The sequence below is a fragment of the Bradyrhizobium betae genome, from assembly GCF_050632175.1.
Classification (GTDB): domain Bacteria; phylum Pseudomonadota; class Alphaproteobacteria; order Rhizobiales; family Xanthobacteraceae; genus Bradyrhizobium; species Bradyrhizobium betae_B.
Genome location: NZ_CP192576.1, coordinates 56026 through 73534, shown reverse-complemented (window position 1 = coordinate 73534; position 17509 = coordinate 56026). Strand labels below are relative to the sequence as shown.

At 64.4% G+C, this 17509-nt stretch carries 14 protein-coding genes, 1 tRNA gene and 2 pseudogenes; 13 read left to right on the top strand and 4 right to left on the bottom strand.

Going from position 1 to position 17509, the window contains the following annotated elements; all coding sequences use genetic code 11:
* Nucleotides 1-133: 133 nt before the first annotated feature.
* Nucleotides 134-3624 (top strand): annotated as a pseudogene (locus ACQ86E_RS00355) (indolepyruvate ferredoxin oxidoreductase family protein).
* A 101-nt stretch (nt 3625-3725) separates the two neighbouring features.
* Here ACQ86E_RS00355 and ACQ86E_RS00350 read toward each other — a convergent pair.
* The gene (locus ACQ86E_RS00350; RefSeq protein ID WP_431203740.1) at nt 3726-4685 is read right to left on the bottom strand and encodes a radical SAM protein; all 960 of its coding nucleotides are present in this window, start codon (nt 4683-4685) and stop codon (nt 3726-3728) included.
* A gap of 240 nt (nt 4686-4925) precedes the next feature.
* On the opposite strand from ACQ86E_RS00350, the gene ACQ86E_RS00345 reads away from it, so the two are divergent.
* The 8 genes and pseudogenes from ACQ86E_RS00345 to ACQ86E_RS00310 all read left to right on the top strand — a co-directional run bounded on the left by ACQ86E_RS00345 (nt 4926) and on the right by ACQ86E_RS00310 (nt 14067).
* Nucleotides 4926-6083 carry a thiolase domain-containing protein gene (locus tag ACQ86E_RS00345; RefSeq protein WP_431203739.1) on the top strand — a complete coding sequence of 386 codons (1158 nt, stop codon included), beginning with the start codon at nt 4926-4928 and terminating at the stop codon, nt 6081-6083.
* Nucleotides 6083-6472: a Zn-ribbon domain-containing OB-fold protein gene (locus tag ACQ86E_RS00340; RefSeq protein WP_015685453.1), complete on the top strand. Its 390-nt coding sequence runs from the start codon at nt 6083-6085 to the stop codon at nt 6470-6472. The genes ACQ86E_RS00345 and ACQ86E_RS00340 overlap by 1 nt, the downstream gene beginning before the upstream one ends.
* Before the next feature lie 196 nt (nt 6473-6668).
* Complete coding sequence (locus ACQ86E_RS00335) at nt 6669-7529, top strand: MaoC/PaaZ C-terminal domain-containing protein (protein ID WP_431203738.1); 861 nt, start codon at nt 6669-6671, stop codon at nt 7527-7529.
* Nucleotides 7530-7608: 79 nt separating this feature from the next.
* Entirely contained in the window at nt 7609-8487 is an 879-nt protein-coding gene (locus tag ACQ86E_RS00330) for an SDR family oxidoreductase (protein ID WP_431203737.1), read from the top strand.
* Between the two features lie 27 nt (nt 8488-8514).
* Nucleotides 8515-9469, top strand: a pseudogene (locus ACQ86E_RS00325) (dihydrodipicolinate synthase family protein).
* A 4-nt stretch (nt 9470-9473) separates the two neighbouring features.
* On the top strand, nt 9474-10268 hold the full coding sequence (locus ACQ86E_RS00320) for an NUDIX hydrolase (protein WP_431203736.1): 795 nt from the start codon (nt 9474-9476) through the stop codon (nt 10266-10268).
* Nucleotides 10269-10349: 81 nt separating this feature from the next.
* On the top strand, nt 10350-11264 hold the full coding sequence (locus ACQ86E_RS00315; protein ID WP_431206638.1) for a DMT family transporter: 915 nt from the start codon (nt 10350-10352) through the stop codon (nt 11262-11264).
* A gap of 115 nt (nt 11265-11379) precedes the next feature.
* Nucleotides 11380-14067, top strand: a complete 2688-nt coding sequence (locus tag ACQ86E_RS00310) for a PAS domain S-box protein (RefSeq protein ID WP_431203735.1) — start codon at nt 11380-11382, stop codon at nt 14065-14067.
* 8 nt (nt 14068-14075) lie between these two features.
* On the opposite strand, the gene ACQ86E_RS00305 is transcribed toward ACQ86E_RS00310, so the two are convergent.
* Nucleotides 14076-14426 (bottom strand): GrlR family regulatory protein, encoded by a 351-nt coding sequence (locus ACQ86E_RS00305; protein ID WP_162006267.1) that lies wholly within the window; start codon nt 14424-14426, stop codon nt 14076-14078.
* 257 nt (nt 14427-14683) lie between these two features.
* Between ACQ86E_RS00305 and ACQ86E_RS00300 the strand changes: the two genes are divergently transcribed.
* Entirely contained in the window at nt 14684-15181 is a 498-nt protein-coding gene (locus ACQ86E_RS00300) for a hypothetical protein (RefSeq protein WP_431203734.1), read from the top strand.
* Nucleotides 15182-15230: 49 nt separating this feature from the next.
* Here ACQ86E_RS00300 and ACQ86E_RS00295 read toward each other — a convergent pair whose 3' ends face one another.
* Nucleotides 15231-15617, bottom strand: coding sequence for a VOC family protein (locus ACQ86E_RS00295; RefSeq protein ID WP_431203733.1), 387 nt, complete (start codon nt 15615-15617; stop codon nt 15231-15233).
* Nucleotides 15618-15792: 175 nt separating this feature from the next.
* Between ACQ86E_RS00295 and ACQ86E_RS00290 the strand changes: the two genes are divergently transcribed.
* The 3 genes from ACQ86E_RS00290 (at nt 15793) to ACQ86E_RS00280 (ending at nt 17252) form a co-directional block, all read left to right on the top strand.
* Nucleotides 15793-16359 carry a hypothetical protein gene (locus tag ACQ86E_RS00290; protein ID WP_431203732.1) on the top strand — a complete coding sequence of 189 codons (567 nt, stop codon included), beginning with the start codon at nt 15793-15795 and terminating at the stop codon, nt 16357-16359.
* A gap of 161 nt (nt 16360-16520) precedes the next feature.
* The gene (locus ACQ86E_RS00285; RefSeq protein WP_431206637.1) at nt 16521-17024 is read left to right on the top strand and encodes a hypothetical protein; all 504 of its coding nucleotides are present in this window, start codon (nt 16521-16523) and stop codon (nt 17022-17024) included.
* 151 nt (nt 17025-17175) lie between these two features.
* Nucleotides 17176-17252 (top strand) — tRNA-Arg (locus ACQ86E_RS00280).
* A gap of 84 nt (nt 17253-17336) precedes the next feature.
* Here ACQ86E_RS00280 and ACQ86E_RS00275 read toward each other — a convergent pair.
* Complete coding sequence (locus ACQ86E_RS00275) at nt 17337-17471, bottom strand: hypothetical protein (RefSeq protein ID WP_431206655.1); 135 nt, start codon at nt 17469-17471, stop codon at nt 17337-17339.
* Between the last annotated feature and the right edge of the window lie 38 nt (nt 17472-17509).

Sequence of the window (17509 nt, the reverse complement as noted above, 5' to 3'; positions counted from 1 at the left end):
GTCCAGATTTGTGATGCGGAGCGTTAAATATCCGACATAGAGTGGCGCGGATGGTCGGCGCGCCCTAGCTAAAAACAACGGGCAGGCAACGGCTTAAGCAGCCAAGCGCTCAAAAGGGCGGAAGAGGACGAGAATGGGCATCAACCAGGGTCCGATCAGTCTCGATCAGAAATACACCCAGGACACCGGCCATATCTTTACGACCGGCATTCAGGCGTTGGTCCGCCTGCCCATGGCCCAAATTCGCCGCGACCGTGCCGCCGGGCTGAACACGGCGGGCTTCATCTCCGGCTACCGCGGCTCGCCGCTGGGCGGCTACGACCAGCAGCTGTTCGCCGCCCGCAAGCATCTCGAACAGTACAACATCAAGTTCCAGCCCGGCGTGAACGAGGACCTCGCGGCCACCGCCGTCTGGGGCTCGCAGCAGCTCAACCTCTCGCCCGGCGCCAAATATGACGGCGTGGTCGGCATCTGGTACGGCAAGGGCCCCGGCGTCGACCGCTGCGGCGACGTGTTTCGCCACGGCAACGCTGCCGGCTCCGCCAAGAACGGTGGCGTCTTGTGTCTCGCCGGCGACGATCACGGCGCCAAATCCTCCACCGTCCCGCATCAGTCCGACCACGCCTTCATGTCGGCTCTGATGCCCTATCTCTACCCGTCGAGCGTCCACGAGATGATCGAGATGGGCCTTCTGGGTATCGCGATGTCGCGCTACTCGGGCTGCTGGGTCGGCATGAAGGTGATCACCGAGACGGTGGAGACCACCGCCGAGATCGACCTCACCGACGAGATGACGCCGTTCGTGATCCCCACTGATTTCGAGATGCCCGAGGGGGCCTCAATCTGCGTTGGCCCGACGACCGCTTTGCCCAGGACCGCCGCCTCCAGGACTACAAGGGCTTTGCCGCGATCGCCTTCGCGCGCGCCAACAAGGTCAATCGTATCACGATGGATTCGCCGAACGCCCGCTACGGCATCATGGCGTCCGGCAAGAGCTATGAGGATATCCGGCAGGCGCTGCGCGAGCTCGGTATCACACCCGAGGTCGCCGCCAAGATCGGACTTCGCCTCTACAAGATCGGCATGCCCTGGCCGTTGGAGCCGGAAGGCGTCAGGCAATTCGCCGTAGGCCTCGAGGAAATCTTCATCATCGAAGAGCGCCGCGAGATCGTCGAGAATCAAGTGAAGCAGGAGCTGTTCAACTGGCGCGACGATGTCCGTCCCCGCATCATCGGCAAGATGGACGATCATGACAAGCGCTTCCTTCCCTTTGCCGAAGAACTCAGCGTCGCCTCACTGGCCAGTTCACTCACCGAACGTCTGCTTCGACTTAATCTCAACCCCGAGATTGCGGAGATGCTCCGCGTCAAGGCCGATTGGTTCAACGGCCGCCAGGCTTCGCAAATGCAGGCGACCGCGCCCGTCGCCCGTACCCCGTATTTCTGCTCCGGCTGCCCGCACAACACCTCGACCAAGGTGCCCGAAGGCAGCCGCGCCTTTGCCGGCATCGGCTGCCACTTCATGGCGCTGTGGATGGATCGCTCGACCGAGACGTTCACGCATATGGGCGGCGAGGGCGTGCCGTGGGTCGGCGTTGCCCCCTTTACCAAGGAAGAGCACGTGTTCGCCAATCTCGGCGACGGCACGTATTTCCACTCCGGCAGCCTTGCGATCCGGCAGGCGATCGCCTCCGGAGCCAACATCACCTACAAGATCCTCTATAACGACGCGACCGCGATGACCGGCGGCCAGCACGTCGACGGCGAATTGTCGCCGCAGCAGATCACCTTCCAGCTCCACAGCGAAGGCATCCGCGAGATCTATCTGGTCTCGGAAAATCCCGAGGCCTATCCGGCCAACGAGATCGCGCCCGGCGTCAAGACCGCGCATCGCGACGACCTCGACACGGTCCAGAAAACGCTGCGCAAGGTCAAGGGCGCGTCCGCAATCGTGTTCGTGCAGACCTGTGCCGCCGAAAAACGCCGCCGCCGCAAGCGCGGCACGCTGGAGGATCCGGCGCGCCGTGTGCTGATCAATCCCGCAGTGTGCGAAGGCTGCGGCGACTGCTCGGTGCAATCGAACTGCATTTCGGTCGAACCGCTCGAGACCGAGATGGGACGCAAGCGTGCCATCAACCAGTCGACCTGCAACAAGGACTATTCCTGCGTCAAAGGCTTTTGTCCGTCCTTCGTTACCGTCGATGGCGGCAAGATGCGCAAGCGTGCGCCGGCGGGCGTTGGCGATATCGGCGATCTGCCGGAGCCGGCGTCGCGTCCGACGCTTGAAAAGCCCTACAACATCGCGGTCGGTGGCGTCGGCGGCACCGGCGTGCTCACCATCGGCGCGCTGCTCGGCATGGCCGCGCACATCGAGGGCAAGGCCTCGATGATCCTCGACATGTCAGGCCTCGCGCAAAAGGGTGGCGCGGTGCTCAGCCACGTCCGCCTGTCGGATCATCCGGCGGAGGTGACCTGCTCGCGCATCGTCACCGGCACGGCCGATGTCGTGCTCGCCGCCGATGAGGTGGTCGCGGTCGCCAAGGACACCATCTCGCTCTGCGACACCAGTCGCACCCACGGCATCATCAACAGCCACGTCATTCCAACCGCCGACTTCGTCCTCAACCGCGACTTCAACTTCCAGACCCGCAAGCTGAACGGACTTTTGGAAACGGCGCTGCACAAGGACTCCGTTTTCTTCGACTTCACCAAGCCGGCCGAGCAGCTGCTCGGCGACAGCATCGCCACCAACATGATGATGATGGGCTATGCTTATCAGAAGGGCCTGCTGCCGTTGTCGGCAGAGTCGATCGAGCAGGCGATCGAGGTCAACGGCGTCTCGATCAAGATGAACAAGGAAGCCTTCCGCCTCGGCCGCCTTGCGGTTGCGGAGCCCCAGCGTCTTGCGGTGATGCTGAAGGGAACGGACGAAGTCGTCGCGCCGAAGACGCTGGATGCGATGACGCTCGACGAGGTGATCGAGCATCGCGCCGGGCATCTCACCGCCTACCAGAACGGCCGTCTCGCCAAACGCTATCGCAAGCTGGTCGATCAGGTTCGCGAAGCCGCCAGGCAAGGCGGTTACGACGAGGCGCTGCCGCGCGCGGTCGCGGTGAATTATGCCAAGCTGCTCGCTTACAAGGACGAGTATGAAGTCGCGCGGCTCTACACCGACGGCGCTTTCGAAAAGCAGCTCCGCGACCAGTTCGAGGGCGACTTCACGTTCAATTTCAACCTGGCGCCGCCGATCCTCGGCGGCGGTCTCGACGCACTCGGCCGTCCGAAGAAACGCGCCTTCGGCCCGTGGATGCTTTCCGCGTTCCGCGTGCTGGCGAAATTCAAGTTCCTGCGCGGCACGGCGCTCGATGTTTTCGGCCGCAACGCCGACCGCAAGCTCGAGCGCGATTTGATCGTAGGTTACGAGAAGGACGTCGCCACCGTGATCGGCCTGCTGTCGCCGCTCACGCTCGACACGGCGGTCGAATTGCTGTCGCTGCCCGACCGCATCCGCGGCTACGGCCCGGTGAAGGAGAAGGCGGTCGCCGACGCCAAGGCCCGCTACGCCCAGCTCGCCGCGGATCTGGCGAACCCGCCGCCGGCCCCAAGGCAGATTGCAGCGGAGTAGGGCAGTCTCGCAGGGTGGGCAAAGGCGCAAAGCGCCGTGCCCACCTCATCGGGATTTGTACAAGAAGGGGTGGGCACGCTTCGCTCTGCTCACCCGACAAGCTAAGCAGCCGGCGCATCCCTTGATGCCCGGCTCCGCAGCGGATTTGGCAACGAAAATCGCCGAACCTCCGCGGAGCACATTGCACAGGCCGCCTCATCCTCTCGCCACAGGAACGCATCCAGCTCGGCGTCGGTACATGTCGGCGGGAGCGGCTTGTACTGCAAATACGGATCCCATTTCGGCGACAGATCGTATTTTGCCGTCTGCAGGTTGAGATAGGCGAGCGGCGGACATTTCCAGAGTTGCCCGTCATGCAGCTGCTTGCAGTATCTGGCGGGGCAAATTTCCCAGCTCTGTCTGCTGCGATCATCTTCGAACGGCAGCATCTCGGCACCGGAGCCGAGGTAGCGGCGTGTCCAGCCCTCGTCGGATTGCCTGATTTCGACGGCGATGCCGTGATCACGCTGCCACGCCGCCACGAGGTCCAGAGCGGGACGCAGTTTAACGAGGTAGGACGGGTCGTCGTGATGCACCGACAAGGAGAGGCTGGCGTTGCCGTCGGCGGCCAGCGTCGCTGGAAGCGCGGGGTGGCGATGCAGGAAAAAGCCGTTGGTGATGATGCGGATATGCGTCGCCGGCCAATATTTCCGGGCGAGCACGACGAATTCGGACAGGCGGGAGTTCATGGTCGGCTCGCCCCCGAGTAGGTTCAACTCGTCCAGGGTGATGCGCTTGCTCCATGCGCGGATCCAGCTTTCCGCCAGCGCCAGGTCCAGAATGCCCTTGTGCGCGTGGTTGGAGTAGTGGGAGCAGCTCTCACAGGTCAGGTTGCAGGTGTGGGCGACGTGCAGCTCGATGAAGGAAACGTGCCGGAGCGCTGGCTCGGGTTGCGGTTCCGGCCTGCGCAGGCGCCGATACATTCCGGTGAAGATGCCCATTCGATCTTTATAGCAGATGAGGGCGGTGACGCCATGTCGGTCGGCTTGCTCGCCTTCGATTTCCTCTTTGAAATCAACCACCGCTCTACTGTGCATGGGGTTGTTTTCGCAAAAGGGTTCTTTCGATAAAGCGAAAATCGCTTGTGCCGTCGGGCAAAACACCTTTTGGATTCTTCCAACCTCTTCGGGACACGAGAGTAACGCCCCCCTTGCGCCAGCCCGCAGCCCTCTCGCCCGACGGAATATTTCCGCGCTTGCCAATCAGGCCACCGCGGTTCAGAAAAAAGAGCCAAGAAGAAACGCGAGCGGAGACCTGAAGTTTTGACCATCAAGGGCAAGGCCTACATTGCCGGGATCTACGAACACCCGACCCGGCATGCGCCGGACAAATCCACCGCCCAGCTCCACGCCGAGGTCGCCAAGGGCGCGATCGAGGATGCCGGGATCAGCAAGGACGATGTCGACGGCTATTTCTGCGCCGGCGACGCGCCCGGCGGCGCCTGGCCGATGGTCGACTATCTCGGCCTGAACACCAAGAAGCTGCGCCACGTCGATTCCACCGAGACCGGCGGCTGTTCCTACATCATCCATCTCGGCCATGCCGCCGAGGCGATCGCGGCGGGCAAGTGCTCGATCGCGCTGATCACGCTCGCCGGCAAGCCGCGCACCGGCGCGATGCCGCCGCGGGCGCAGGGCGCCGAAGCCGATTTCGAGACCGCGTACGGCGCGACCACGCACAATGCCTATGGCATGTGTGCCATGCGCCATATGCACGACTATGGCACCACCAGCGAGCAGCTCGCCTGGATCAAGGTCGCGGCCTCGCACCACGCGCAGTACAATCCGCATGCGATGCTCAAGGACGTCGTTACCGTCGAGGACGTGCTGAACTCGCCGATGATCTCCGATCCCCTGCATCGCATGGATTGCTGCGTCGTCTCCGACGGCGGCGGCGCGCTGATCGTGACCACGCCCGAGATTGCGAAGAGCCTGAAGAAGCCGCTGGTGCGGCTGATCGGCCATGGCGAAGCCATGAAGGGCCCGCGCGGCGGCAAGGATCTCGATCTCACATACTCCGCCGGCATCTGGTCCGGCCCGCGCGCGTTCGAGGAAGCCGGCATCACGCCGAAGGACATCAAATACGCCTCGATCTACGACAGCTTCACCATCACGGTGCTGATGCAGCTCGAGGACCTCGGCTTCTGCAAGAAGGGCGAGGGCGGCAAGTTCGTCGCCGACGGCAATCTGATCTCGGGCGTCGGCAAGCTGCCGTTCAACACCGACGGTGGCGGCCTCTGCAGCAACCACCCCGTCAATCGCGGTGGCATGACCAAGATCCTCGAGGCCGTCAGGCAGCTGCGCGGCGAGGCGCATCCGAAGGTGCAGGTTCCGAATTGCGATCTCGCCATCGCGCATGGCACCGGCGGCCTTCTGGGCGTTCGCCACGCCGCTTCGACGGCCATTCTGGAGCGCGTGTGATGAGTGAAGCAAAGAAATACCCTGCACCGGTGACCAATCCGGAGACTGCAGCGTTCTGGGACGCCGCGAAGCAGGGCAAGTTCATGATCAAGCGTTGCACCGCCTGCGGCGAGGCGCATTACTTCCCGCGCTCGATCTGCCCGTTCTGCTATTCGGACAAGACGGTGTGGGAAGAGGCTTCCGGCGAGGGCACGATCTACACCTGGAGCCTGATGCGGAAGTCGCCGACGGGTCCTTACGCGATCGGCTACGTCACGCTGAAGGAAGGTCCGTCAGTGCAGACCAACTTCGTCGATTGCGATCTCGAGAAGCTGAAGATCGGCCAGAAGGTGAAAGTGGTGTTCAAGCCGACCGACGGCGCACCGCTGCCGTTCTTCACGGTGGCATAGTCTTTTCTTCCTTCCCCCTTGCGGGGGAAGGTGGCGCGAAGCGCCGGATGAGGGGTATCGCTCCACGGAGAGAATTTTCAACGCGGAAGCAACCCCTCACCCAAACGCGTATGTGGCCGGCATCTCGTAGCCCTCTCCCGCAAGGGGAGAGGGCGCATCAATGAGCGCCGGTGAAATGCCGGGAGGAAACAACAAAATGTCCGCCAGATATGAAGAGCTCAAAGCCCTCAAGAACATCGGCCAGAAATACGCCTACGCCGATCGCGACGTGATGCTCTACGCCTATGGTATCGGCCTCGGTGCCGATCCCATGGACGAGAACGAGCTCGCCTTCGTCAACGAGGGCACGCTGACGCCGCGGCCGCTGAAGGTGGTGCCGACCTTCGCCTCCGTCGCGGCCTGGGGCTCGGGGCCCGGCGAGATGAACCTCAACCGCGTCATGGTGGTCGACGGCGAGCGCGACATCACCTTCCACCAGCCGCTGCCGGTGGCAGCCAACATCACCGCCGACTCCTCCGTCGTCGAGGTCTATGACAAGGGCAAGGACAAGGGCGTCGTCATCGCGCACCAGACCGTGCTGAAGAACGAGAAGGGCGAGAAGCTGGCAACGCTGGTGGCCTCGCGCTTCGCCCGCGGCGACGGCGGCTTCGGCGGGCCGAACCTGACCCAGCCCGATCCGCACAAGATCCCGTCGCGCAGCCCCGACAAGACCATCGATATCGTCACGCGTCCCGACCAGGCGCTGGTCTATCGCCTCTGCGGTGACCGCAACCCGCTGCACTCCGATCCCGAGTTCGCCAAGAAGGCCGGCTTCCCGCGTCCGATCCTGCACGGCATGTGCACCTACGGCATCACCTGCCGCGGCGTGCTTCAGACCTATGCCGACTACGATGCCTCCGCCTTCCGCCAGCATGTCGCGCGGTTCTCCTCGCCGGTCTATCCCGGTGAGACCGTGACCATGGACCTCTGGAAGGACGGCAACGTCATCTCGTTCGAAGCCAAGGTGAAGTCGCGCGGCGTCACCGTGATCAAGAACGGCAAGACGGTGCTGGGTTAGACGGGCACCGGTGTTTCGCTCGCCCTTCCCCGCACGCGGGGAGAGGCGAAGGAAGAAAAACAAACAGGGAGAAGCCACCATGGGACTGCTCGACGGCAAGGTTGCGCTGATCACCGGGGCGGGCGGCGGGCTCGGCGAGGCCTACGCAAAACTGTTCGCGCGGGAAGGGGCCTCGGTCGTCGTCAACGACCTCGGCGGCCCCCGCGACGGCTCCGGCGCCGACAAATCGATGGCGCAGCAGGTCGTGGACGCGATCAAGGCCGAGGGCGGCCAGGCGGTCGCCAACGGCGCCGACATCTCCACCATGGAGGGCGGCCAGTCGGTGTTCGACGACGCCATCAAGCACTTTGGCCGCGCCGATATCCTGGTCAACAATGCCGGTATCCTGCGTGACCAGACCTTTGCCAAGGCCTCCGAGGCCGACTGGGACAAGGTCATCAAGGTCCATCTGAAGGGTACCTTTTGTTGCACCATGCCTGTGTTTCGCTGGATGCGGGAAAACGGCGGCGGCGTCATCGTCAACACCTCCTCGACCTCAGGGCTGATCGGCAATTTCGGCCAGTCCAACTACGGCGCTGCCAAGGGCGGCATCTGGGGACTGTCCAACGTGCTGGCGATCGAGGGCCGGAAGTACAACATTCGGATCTGGACGCTGGCCCCGGGCGCCCTGACCCGCATGACCGCAGACCTGCCCCGCTATAAGGAGAACCCGGGGGCGGCGCTGGGGCCGGACGGCATCGCGCCGGCCGTGCTATACATGGTCAGCGATTTGTCGGGCGACCAGACCGGCAAGGTGCTGGGCGTGTCCGGGCCCCGCGGCGTGCGCGAAATGCGGATGATGGAAATGGAAGGCTGGAAACCGCCGCACGCGGGCTGGGACGCCCGGGACGTCGTTGAGCATGCCAAGGAGATCTTCTTCTCCGAGGAGCAGATCAAGATGGGGGCGCGGCGGTTTTAGCCCTACGAGAGAGAAAACAGGTAGACGATGAAACTGACCGCCGACGCCAAGGGCACCTTCGCAATCGCGCCGACGCCGTTCCACGATGACGGCCGGATCGATGAACGCTCGATCGACCGCCTGACCGATTTCTACGAGGAGGTCGGCTGCGACGGCGTTACGGTGCTCGGCATTCTCGGTGAGGCGCCGAAGCTCGACGCGGCCGAGGCCGAGCAGGTGGCGGTGCGCTTCGTCAAGCGCGCCAAGAAAATGCAGGTGATCGTCGGCGTCTCCGCGCCGGGCTTTGCCACCATGCGCGCGCTGGCCAGGGCTTCGATGGATGCCGGCGCGGCCGGCGTGATGATCGCGCCGCCGCCCAGCCTGCGTACCGACGACCAGATTGTCGGCTATTTCAAGCAGGCCGCCGAAGCCATCGGCCCCGATGTGCCCTGGGTGCTCCAGGATTATCCGCTGACGCTGTCGGTGATCTTCACCCCCGCCGTGATCCGCAAGATCGTCATGGACAATGCGAACTGCGTGATGCTCAAGCACGAGGACTGGCCGGGGCTCGAAAAGATCTCGACGCTGCGCGGTTTCCAGAAGGACGGCTCACTCCGTCCGCTGTCGATCCTTTGCGGCAATGGCGGCATGTTCCTCGATTTCGAGATGGAGCGCGGTGCCGACGGTGCCATGACCGGCTACGCCTTCCCCGAGTTGCTGATCGACGTCGTGAACCTCTCCAAGGCCGGCAAGCGCGACGCCGCGCACGATCTGTTCGACGCGCATCTGCCGCTGATCCGCTACGAGCAGCAGCCGGGCGCGGGCCTTGCCGTGCGCAAATACGTGCTCCAGAAGCGCGGCATCATCGCCTCGAGCCGCGCAGCGCAAGCCGGGTGCGACCATCACCCCGGCGGCGAAGGCGGAGGTCGAGTACCTGCTGTCGCGCGTCGCCCGTGTCGACAAGCGCGCCAATCTCGGCCCGCAATCCAGCGCTGCAGGTTAACTGAATGCCCGAGACATCAGCGTCACGCCCGGCCTCGACGATTCTCCTGCTGCGCGATGGCGCGAAGGACATCGAAGTCTTCATGATGGTCCGCCATCATCAGATCGAGTTCAACTCGGGCGCGCTGGTGTTTCCGGGCGGCAGTGTCGATGCCGGCGATCAGGAGATTGTCGCCCGCGCCGAGCTGTATTCGGGCGGCGAGGGCCTCAGCGAGGCGGACCGCGGTTTCCGTATCGCCGCGATCCGCGAGACTTTCGAGGAGAGCGGCATCCTGCTGGCGCGCGCGAAGGATTCGGGCACGCCTGTTGATGCCAAGCGCGCCGGCGAGATCGCGGATGCGCATCGCGTGGCGCTCAACGAGCACAAGATCAGTTTCCTCAGCATTCTCTCAGACAACGGCCTTCAGCTCGCGCTCGACACGCTATTGCCTTACGCGCACTGGATCACGCCGGAGGGTATGCCAAAGCGCTTCGACACCTGGTTCTTCCTTGCCGCTGCGCCGCCCGACCAGCTCGGAGCGCATGACGGGCGGGAGTCGACGGATTCGATCTGGGTGTCGCCGCGCGAGGCGGTAGAGGGTGGCGAGAGCGGACGCTTCAAGCTGCCGTTTCCGACCACGCGCAACCTGATCCGGCTCGCCAAGCAGCCGAGCGTGAGCGCGGCGTTGGAGCACGCTCGCGGAATGTCCGTCGTCACGGTGATGCCGGTCATGACCAAGACCGAAACCGGCCGACAGCTCCGCATTCCGCGCGAGGCCGGCTACGACGGCGAGGTGTTCGAGGTCGGCGCCGTCGGCTGATACACTTCGACAGGCGACGAACTATCGTGCCCCGTTGCTGCTGTATGTTCCGTCCTCGGACAGCGAGGCGGAATGAGCACCATGGATAACCGGCAGGATCCCAACATCGCCGTCGAGCTGGCGCTGCTGGTCGCGCTCGCAACGCTCTGGGGTGGCTCCTACACCTTCATCAAGCTCGGCGTCGCCACCATTCCGCCAATCACGCTGATCGCGGCGCGCACCGCGATTGCGGGCCTCCTGCTGCTCATCGTCATGTGGGCGCGCGGCATCAGGATGCCGACCGACGCGGCGACCTGGCAGCGCTTCGCGTTCCAGGCCGTGCTCAACAGCGTCATCCCTTGGACGCTGATCGCCTGGGGCGAGCGCCACGTCGATGCCGCGCTCGCGACCATCCTCAATTCCGCAGGACCGATCTTCACTTTCCTGCTCACGGCGATCGTCACCCGCCACGAGGCGACGTCGCCGCGAAAACTGTTCGGCGTGGTCGCCGGCATGGCCGGTATCCTGCTGATCGTCGGTGTCGACGCCGTCCATGACGTCGGCAGCGGCCTGGTCGCGGAAGCCGCCATCGTCGCCGCCACCATCTGCTACGCCTGCGCCGCGATCTTCGGCCGCAACTTCAAGGGTCTCGATCCCATGGCGCCTGCGGCCGGCTCGCTGCTGGCAGGGGCGGCGGCCCTGATCCCGGCATCGCTGATCGTCGAGCAGCCCTGGACGCTGTCGCCTTCGCTGAGCTCGGTGCTGGCGCTGCTGGCCCTGGCAGTGTTCTCGACCGCGGCGGCGTTTGCGATCTATTTCCGCCTGATCCAGACCCTGGGTTCGGTCGGCACGACCGCGCAGGCCTATCTGCGCGTGCCCATCGGGGTCGCCATCAGCGTGACCTTCCTTGGGGAAACCCTGAGCCGGACCGCTTGGGTCGGGCTTGCCTGCGTTGTCCTCGGGGTCGCCGCCATGACGATCCCGGCGCGCAGGCCGGCCAGTGCCAAACCGTCATAATCGGGAGGGGATGGACTCCGATATTAAGGATATTGGCCGGCCTGAGGCATGTTCCCCCGGAGGGGCATTACGTCGTATATTGGGCCCCCAGTAGCCCGGTCCCTCAACCACACCCATGTCCGCCGAATTGACGCCGACCCCTGAGAAAAAGCGAATCTTCTCGCTCTCCATCGGCCAGCTCACGTTCGGCAGCTTCCTGTTGGTGCTGGCGGTGATCATCGTCACCTCGACCGCGAGCGTGATCGCGATCCGGCACATCGACACGACCTTCGCCGAGTTGCAGCGGCTCCAGAGCGTCGGCGACCTCGCCGAGGACATCGACCGCCGCATGAACGAGTTGCGCCTTGCCGCGCGCGACTTCGTCACCGATCCCGGCGCCGGCATCCAGTTCAAGCAGGTGGGCGAGGCGGCCTCGACGCTGAGTGATATCCTGAAGAAGACCCGCATCGAGCTCGCTCCCGAGCAGCAGGACATGATCGACGGGGTCACCGAGCGCCTTGCGACCTACCGCAACGGCCTGGAGCGGATCTCCACCCTGATCGACCGCCGCGCCCAGCTGCTCGCCGGCCTGCCGCCCCTGCGCGACCGGTTCGACACGGCCGTCGGGGCTACCGCGGACCGTGAGCTGGCCTCGCGCCTGTCGGAGGCGCAGAGCCGGATCGCGCTCGGACTGCTGGCGCGCAACCCGTCTGCGGCCGAGCAGGCCGCGCAGAGCATGCGCGCGATGGACATCGCGGATGGCAGGTTGAAGGCAGCCGTGAGCGACTACGCCGACGCCATCATCGCGGTGGCGGTCCGCGAGCGTCAGATCGCCGACATCGACCGGGAAGTGCTGGGCACCGAGGGCCGGCTGATCGGCCGTGTCACCGAACTCCTGCGCGAAGTCAGCGCAAGGCGCGGCCACGTGCTGTCGCGCGACTTCGCGAGGACGCTGACGGAGGCGCGGTGGCAGAGCATCGTGCTCGGCTCCATCGGCGTGCTGATCGGCATTCTCGCGGCCGGCTTCGTGGTGCGGCGGACGGTGCGGCCGCTGGCGAAGATCGCCAGATCGATCCGCGCGCTGGCTGCCGGCGAGAAAAACACCTCGATCCCGTCGGCCGACCTCGACAACGAGATCGGAGACATCGCACGCGCGGCCGAAGTGTTCCGCCGTGCGCTGGAGGAAGCCGACACGGCGCGCGAGGCGGCGGTGCGCGCGCTCACCGAGCAGCGTCTGGCCGAGGAGAGCTACCGAAAACTGTTCGAGGGCTCGGTCGACGGCATCTACGTGACCACGCCGGCCGGCGACCTCCTCAACGCCAATCCGGCGCTGGCGCGGATGATGGGCTACGACAGCCCGCAGCAGCTGATCGACAGCATCAACGACATCGCCCATACGATCTACGTCCATCCCGAAGCGCGCGTCGAATACCAGCGGCTGATGACGCGCGACGGCATGGTGCGCGAATTCGAGTACCAGGTGCGCCAGCGCAGCGGCAACATCCTGTGGCTTTCCGACAGTGCCACGGGCGTGCGTGACGAGGCGGGCAACATCGTGCGATATGAGGGCACGCTGCGCGACATCACCGACCAGAAGCGGGCGGAGGACGCCATCGCCGAAGGCCGGCGCCTGCTCCAGCAGGTCATCGACACCGTGCCCGCGGTCATCAACGTCAAGGACCGCGATCTGCGCTACGTGCTGATGAACCGCTACATGGCTGGTATCTTCGGCATCGAGCCCGGCGACGCACTCGGCCGCACGACCGCCGACCTGATGTCGCGCTACGGCGCGGCCAAGACCGACGAGAACGACAAGCGCGTACTGAATTTGCGCAGGGGCCTCGGCTTTTACGAGGAGGAGTACAAGGATTCCTCCGGCAACATGCGGCAATGGCTGGTCAACAAGCTGCCGCTGCTCGACGCCGACGGCGGGATCGAGCGGATCGTCACCGTGGCGCTCGACATCGGCGAGCGCAAGCGCGGCGAGCAAGAGATGCGCAAAGCCAAGGAATCCGCCGAGACCGCGCTGCGCAATCTGCGCGAGACCCAGGCTTCGCTGATTGAGGCGGAGAAGCTCGCCGCCCTAGGACGGCTCGTTGCCGGCGTCGCGCATGAGGTCAACAATCCCGTCGGCATCAGCCTCACCGTGGCGTCCGCGCTGGAGCGCAAGACCGCGATGTTCACCGCCGAGGTCGAGCGCGGCGAGCTTCGCCGCTCCACGCTCAATGATTTCCTCAACACCAGCCGCGATGCGTCCTCGCAGCTCGTCTCCAATCTCAACCGCGCCGCCGAGCTGATCCAGTCGTTCAAGCAGGTAGCTGCCGACCGAAACTATTCGGATCAGCGCAGCTTCGACCTCGGCGATCTCACCGAGCAGGTGGTGATGAGCCTGCGGCCAGGCCTGCGCAAACACAATCTGACGCTCAACGTCGAGTGCCAGCCCAGCCTGACCATGAACAGCTATCCCGGCCCCTATGGCCAGGTGCTGACCAATTTGTTTCTCAACTCGGTGGCGCACGCCTTTCCGGATGGACGTCCGGGGATCATCGACATCCAGGTGCGCGAGTCCGGCAAGGACAATGTCGAGATCATCTTCGCCGACAATGGCTGCGGCATGTCGCTCGACGTCCGCCGCCGCGCCTTCGACCCGTTCTTCACGACGCGGCGCGACCAGGGCGGCACCGGTCTCGGCCTGCACATCGTCTACAGCATCGTCACCAACAGGCTTGGCGGCCGGCTTGATCTGGATTCCGAGCAGGGCGAGGGGACGCGGATCCAGATCATCCTGCCGCGGGTGGCTCCGCTGGAGCAGGCTGCCGAATAGCTTTGCGCCTAATCTGCGTCGGCAAGTTTGTGCAGCGTGGCGCCGAAGATCTGGCTGGCCTTGCCGACCAGCGCCGTGCCCGTCATGTCCCCGCGCGTATCGGTGAAGGTGCCGCTGACGCCAATGCCGACCGCCGCAGGCCCGCCGAACAGGGGATTGTCGTCGCCTCGCGGGGAGGTGTGCCGCTGCACCAGCACCTCACCCTTGAAGGTGTTGTCCTTCACCACGTAGCTGCCGGTGTAATAGAGGTAGGCATCGCCGCCGAGGATCTTGCCATCGCGGAAAAGAATCACGCCGCTGCCCTTGCCGACCCGACCATCGAGCAGGTTCACGTGAATCGAATAGAGGCCGTTCTTCATAACGTCCCGTAGGCCGGCCGCCATCGCCCAATGGCGTAACCGGTAGTGCTTTTATGCCAAAGCGTATCCGCCCGCGCAACGCGGCAGTTTGCCGGCCACGCGCCGCCCACCGACGAGCCGTAATTGTCCCGGCTTGCCTGCGACAGGGCTATGACCGTCTCATTTGCGGGGCGAGGCCAGTTGGAGCGAATCAAAACTGGCCCGCGAAATGCATGACCATTGTTGCACTAGCCGCGGGGTGCTGGAGCAAGAGCAACGTGACCAACTGGATCGATTCCGGCGGCCATGAGCCGCGTCTGTACAGTGCGCGTTCCACGAATTGCAAAAGCCAACACCGGAGGACAAGTCGCGCGACACGCTGGCCAAGCGTGGCGAGCCTGCCTTGTGCCTTGGCCCTGATCGCCCTCGTTGCCCCGCTCGGCTACGCGCGCGATCGCGGCCAGTTCGTCAACACCAATGCCGATTTGAAGGCCTGGTTCGACGGATTGCGAAGCGGCAAGGGGCCGTGCTGCTCCGATGCCGACGGCTCGGCGCTCTCGGACACCGACTGGGAGAGCAAGGACGGACATTTTCGTGTCCGTGTCCCGCGTCTGGGCTATGTGCTCGACGGCCAGCAGCAGGAGCTCGTCTGGGTCGACGTGCCCGAGGAGGCCGTCATCTCGGAGCCGAACCGTGTGGGCCGGACCATGGTCTGGCCGATCTACGGCTATACGGGCGTGACCATCCGCTGCTTTATGCCCGGTAGCATGACTTAGCCGGGCGGCAGCGCGCCCGGCTTCTCGTCGATACCTGGTGCGTGCTGCGTCAGGTGTATTTCTTGTCGCGCTCGAGCAACTCGATCGAGATGCCTTCGGGGCCGCGAATGAAGCAGATGCGCACGCCTGGCCGGAGGGTGGTCGGCTCGCGCGTGAAGGTGACACCCTTGGCCTTGAGCTCGGCCGCGACGGCGTCGATGTCCTTCACCGTGAGACCGAAATGGTCGAGGCCCTGATGCGGGTGCGGGGGCGGCGGGTTGACGGCGTTGTCGCCCTCGAGCGGCGCGATGAAGATTTTTGCGCCGCCGAGATTCACGTCGATCCGTCCCGGTGCGCGCGCGACTTCGCCACCGAGAATGTCCTGCAGCCAGCTTGCGGTGGCCTCCGGATCGGGGCTGCGCAGATGGATGTGATCCCAGGTGACGACGACGGGCATTTCATGTTCTCCCAACGGGGCTTCGATGTTGCAGCGCATATTAGCGACCACGGCCGGCGATCGCCACCGTCCTCGCCGATCTGCATCTGCGCGGGAACCCTAGTTCGTCTGCTCGATTAAGGTAAGCAGTGGCTCAGTCGTCGAAGATGCTTCGGCCACCATCGGTGACATACCCATGAGTGCGAGGTTTGACCGGATCGGGTTGGGACGTTTTGTCGGGAACGGCGAGCGACTGGCGCGGACTGTGATGATCGCGAGCGTCACGTTCGGCCGAGGCCTGCTATGGGGGCTGGCGGTCCTCATTGTCGGCTGCGGTGTCTGGATGCTGCTGCCTCTCTCCAAAGGAAGCAGTACCGAGCCGGTGAAGTCCGACACGGCTACCTTCGAGCCTGCTGCCCCCAGCGATGTGGCAACTGTGGCCTTGCCGATTGCTCAGGCTTCAACTGCGGCGGAGATCGATCGCCTCAGAATTTCATCGCAGACTTGGCGTCGCGGCGGGCTCGGCTCGAAGGCACTGGTGACCTTCACGTTGCGAAACGACAATGACTATGCCGTGCAGGATCTGGAGGTCGTTTGCGCGTTCGCACGGCGCGATGGCAGTCATCTCACCAACCGCAGCCGCGTGCTGGCCGATACCGTTAACATGAAGAGCCGCAAAACGTTTGTGCGCGTGGCCGTTGGCTTCATCAACGTTAATGCCGATCAGGCAAAGTGTTCGCTAATTGCCGCACGGCGTGCGTAAGGCGCGGCGTTGGCCGGTAGCGGAAAAGTGACGGTCATTGCCCCTTGGTAAAAAACTCGGCGTTGCCATTTGAACCGCAGGGCCGGGTGCAGGAACCAATCAGAGTATCGCCTGTTAAGGCGAAGTGCCCACGCGGGGATGCGGTGGGCGGAGTGCGGCCAATGCCCATCTTTCGGTATTTCATGTTTGTCGGTGGAGCTTTGCTCGCACTGTTGTTCGGGGCGGACTTCGTCTGGCCAACCGCGCCCGTCGCCAAAGCGATCGCAAGCAATGATCAGCCGCTGATCCGGATCCGGTCGGATCGTCACCTGCCGGATCGCGTCGTGATTGACACCAGCCAGCCGACGATTGTCGCGCCCGCGCTGAAGACGGCCGCTGTGGCCGCGCCGCAGCAGCCCGTGCGGGCTGACGTGTTGGCTGAGATGTCGGCCAAGGCAAGGGTGCGCGAAACCTTTGCCCAGTTCACGCCGGCTCCCAAGGCCGAGACCGCCGCGGGGAGCAGGACCGACGCCAAGTCGCAGGCAGAGGTCACCCAGGTCCAGGCTCCTCACGTTCAGCCCAAGCGCAAGGTCGCCCGGGTACATCCGGCGCCGCAGCAGCAGGGCCGTCCGATGATGCTGGTGGCCCAACAGCCGCATTTCGGGCTTTTCAACACGACCTGGTGACATTGCCTTCGACCCGCCTCGGAACGAGACGGGTGGGGCTTTTTATTGGTCAGTCTCTCTGCTAATTCGAACCCACCCGAACCCCGCTCGGCGTGCTGGCCTGCCAGCCGCGGTCCGGTAGTTCTGGTTTCGGCCCAATCCCAGGGCCAAGGCGCTCGTAGCTCAGCTGGATAGAGCATCGGATTTCGATTCCGAGGGTCGGGAGTTCGAATCTCTCCGAGCGCGCCATGTGTCAGATCAGGGCTTTATCAGATCAGGGCTACGGGACCAGGCGGCCCTAATCCGCGTAGCCTGTCTACTTGCCTTGGATCTTCAGCCCATTGGGGCCCACATTGATCTGGACGCCGTCGGGCTGCTTTTCTCCTGGTAGAGATTGTAGCCCAGCACGCCTGCGGTGACGACCAGAGCGCCGATGATCAGAAACAACAAATTGCGGCTGATGGACATTCGCTTCCTTGAACCGGGTTTGATGACGGCCAGAAAAA

Coding starts and splice junctions, on each gene's coding strand:
- ACQ86E_RS00305 (WP_162006267.1), bottom strand. CDS start 14,426: ATGAAGAACGGCCTCTATTCGATTCACGTGAACCTGCTCGATGGTCGG.
- ACQ86E_RS00295 (WP_431203733.1), bottom strand. CDS start 15,617: ATGCCCGTCGTCGTCACCTGGGATCACATCCATCTGCGCAGCCCCGAT.
- ACQ86E_RS00315 (WP_431206638.1), top strand. CDS start 10,350: ATGGATAACCGGCAGGATCCCAACATCGCCGTCGAGCTGGCGCTGCTG.
- ACQ86E_RS00310 (WP_431203735.1), top strand. CDS start 11,380: ATGTCCGCCGAATTGACGCCGACCCCTGAGAAAAAGCGAATCTTCTCG.
- ACQ86E_RS00285 (WP_431206637.1), top strand. CDS start 16,521: ATGCCCATCTTTCGGTATTTCATGTTTGTCGGTGGAGCTTTGCTCGCA.
- ACQ86E_RS00290 (WP_431203732.1), top strand. CDS start 15,793: ATGAGTGCGAGGTTTGACCGGATCGGGTTGGGACGTTTTGTCGGGAAC.
- ACQ86E_RS00335 (WP_431203738.1), top strand. CDS start 6,669: ATGTCCGCCAGATATGAAGAGCTCAAAGCCCTCAAGAACATCGGCCAG.
- ACQ86E_RS00340 (WP_015685453.1), top strand. CDS start 6,083: ATGAGTGAAGCAAAGAAATACCCTGCACCGGTGACCAATCCGGAGACT.
- ACQ86E_RS00320 (WP_431203736.1), top strand. CDS start 9,474: ATGCCCGAGACATCAGCGTCACGCCCGGCCTCGACGATTCTCCTGCTG.
- ACQ86E_RS00275 (WP_431206655.1), bottom strand. CDS start 17,471: ATGTCCATCAGCCGCAATTTGTTGTTTCTGATCATCGGCGCTCTGGTC.
- ACQ86E_RS00330 (WP_431203737.1), top strand. CDS start 7,609: ATGGGACTGCTCGACGGCAAGGTTGCGCTGATCACCGGGGCGGGCGGC.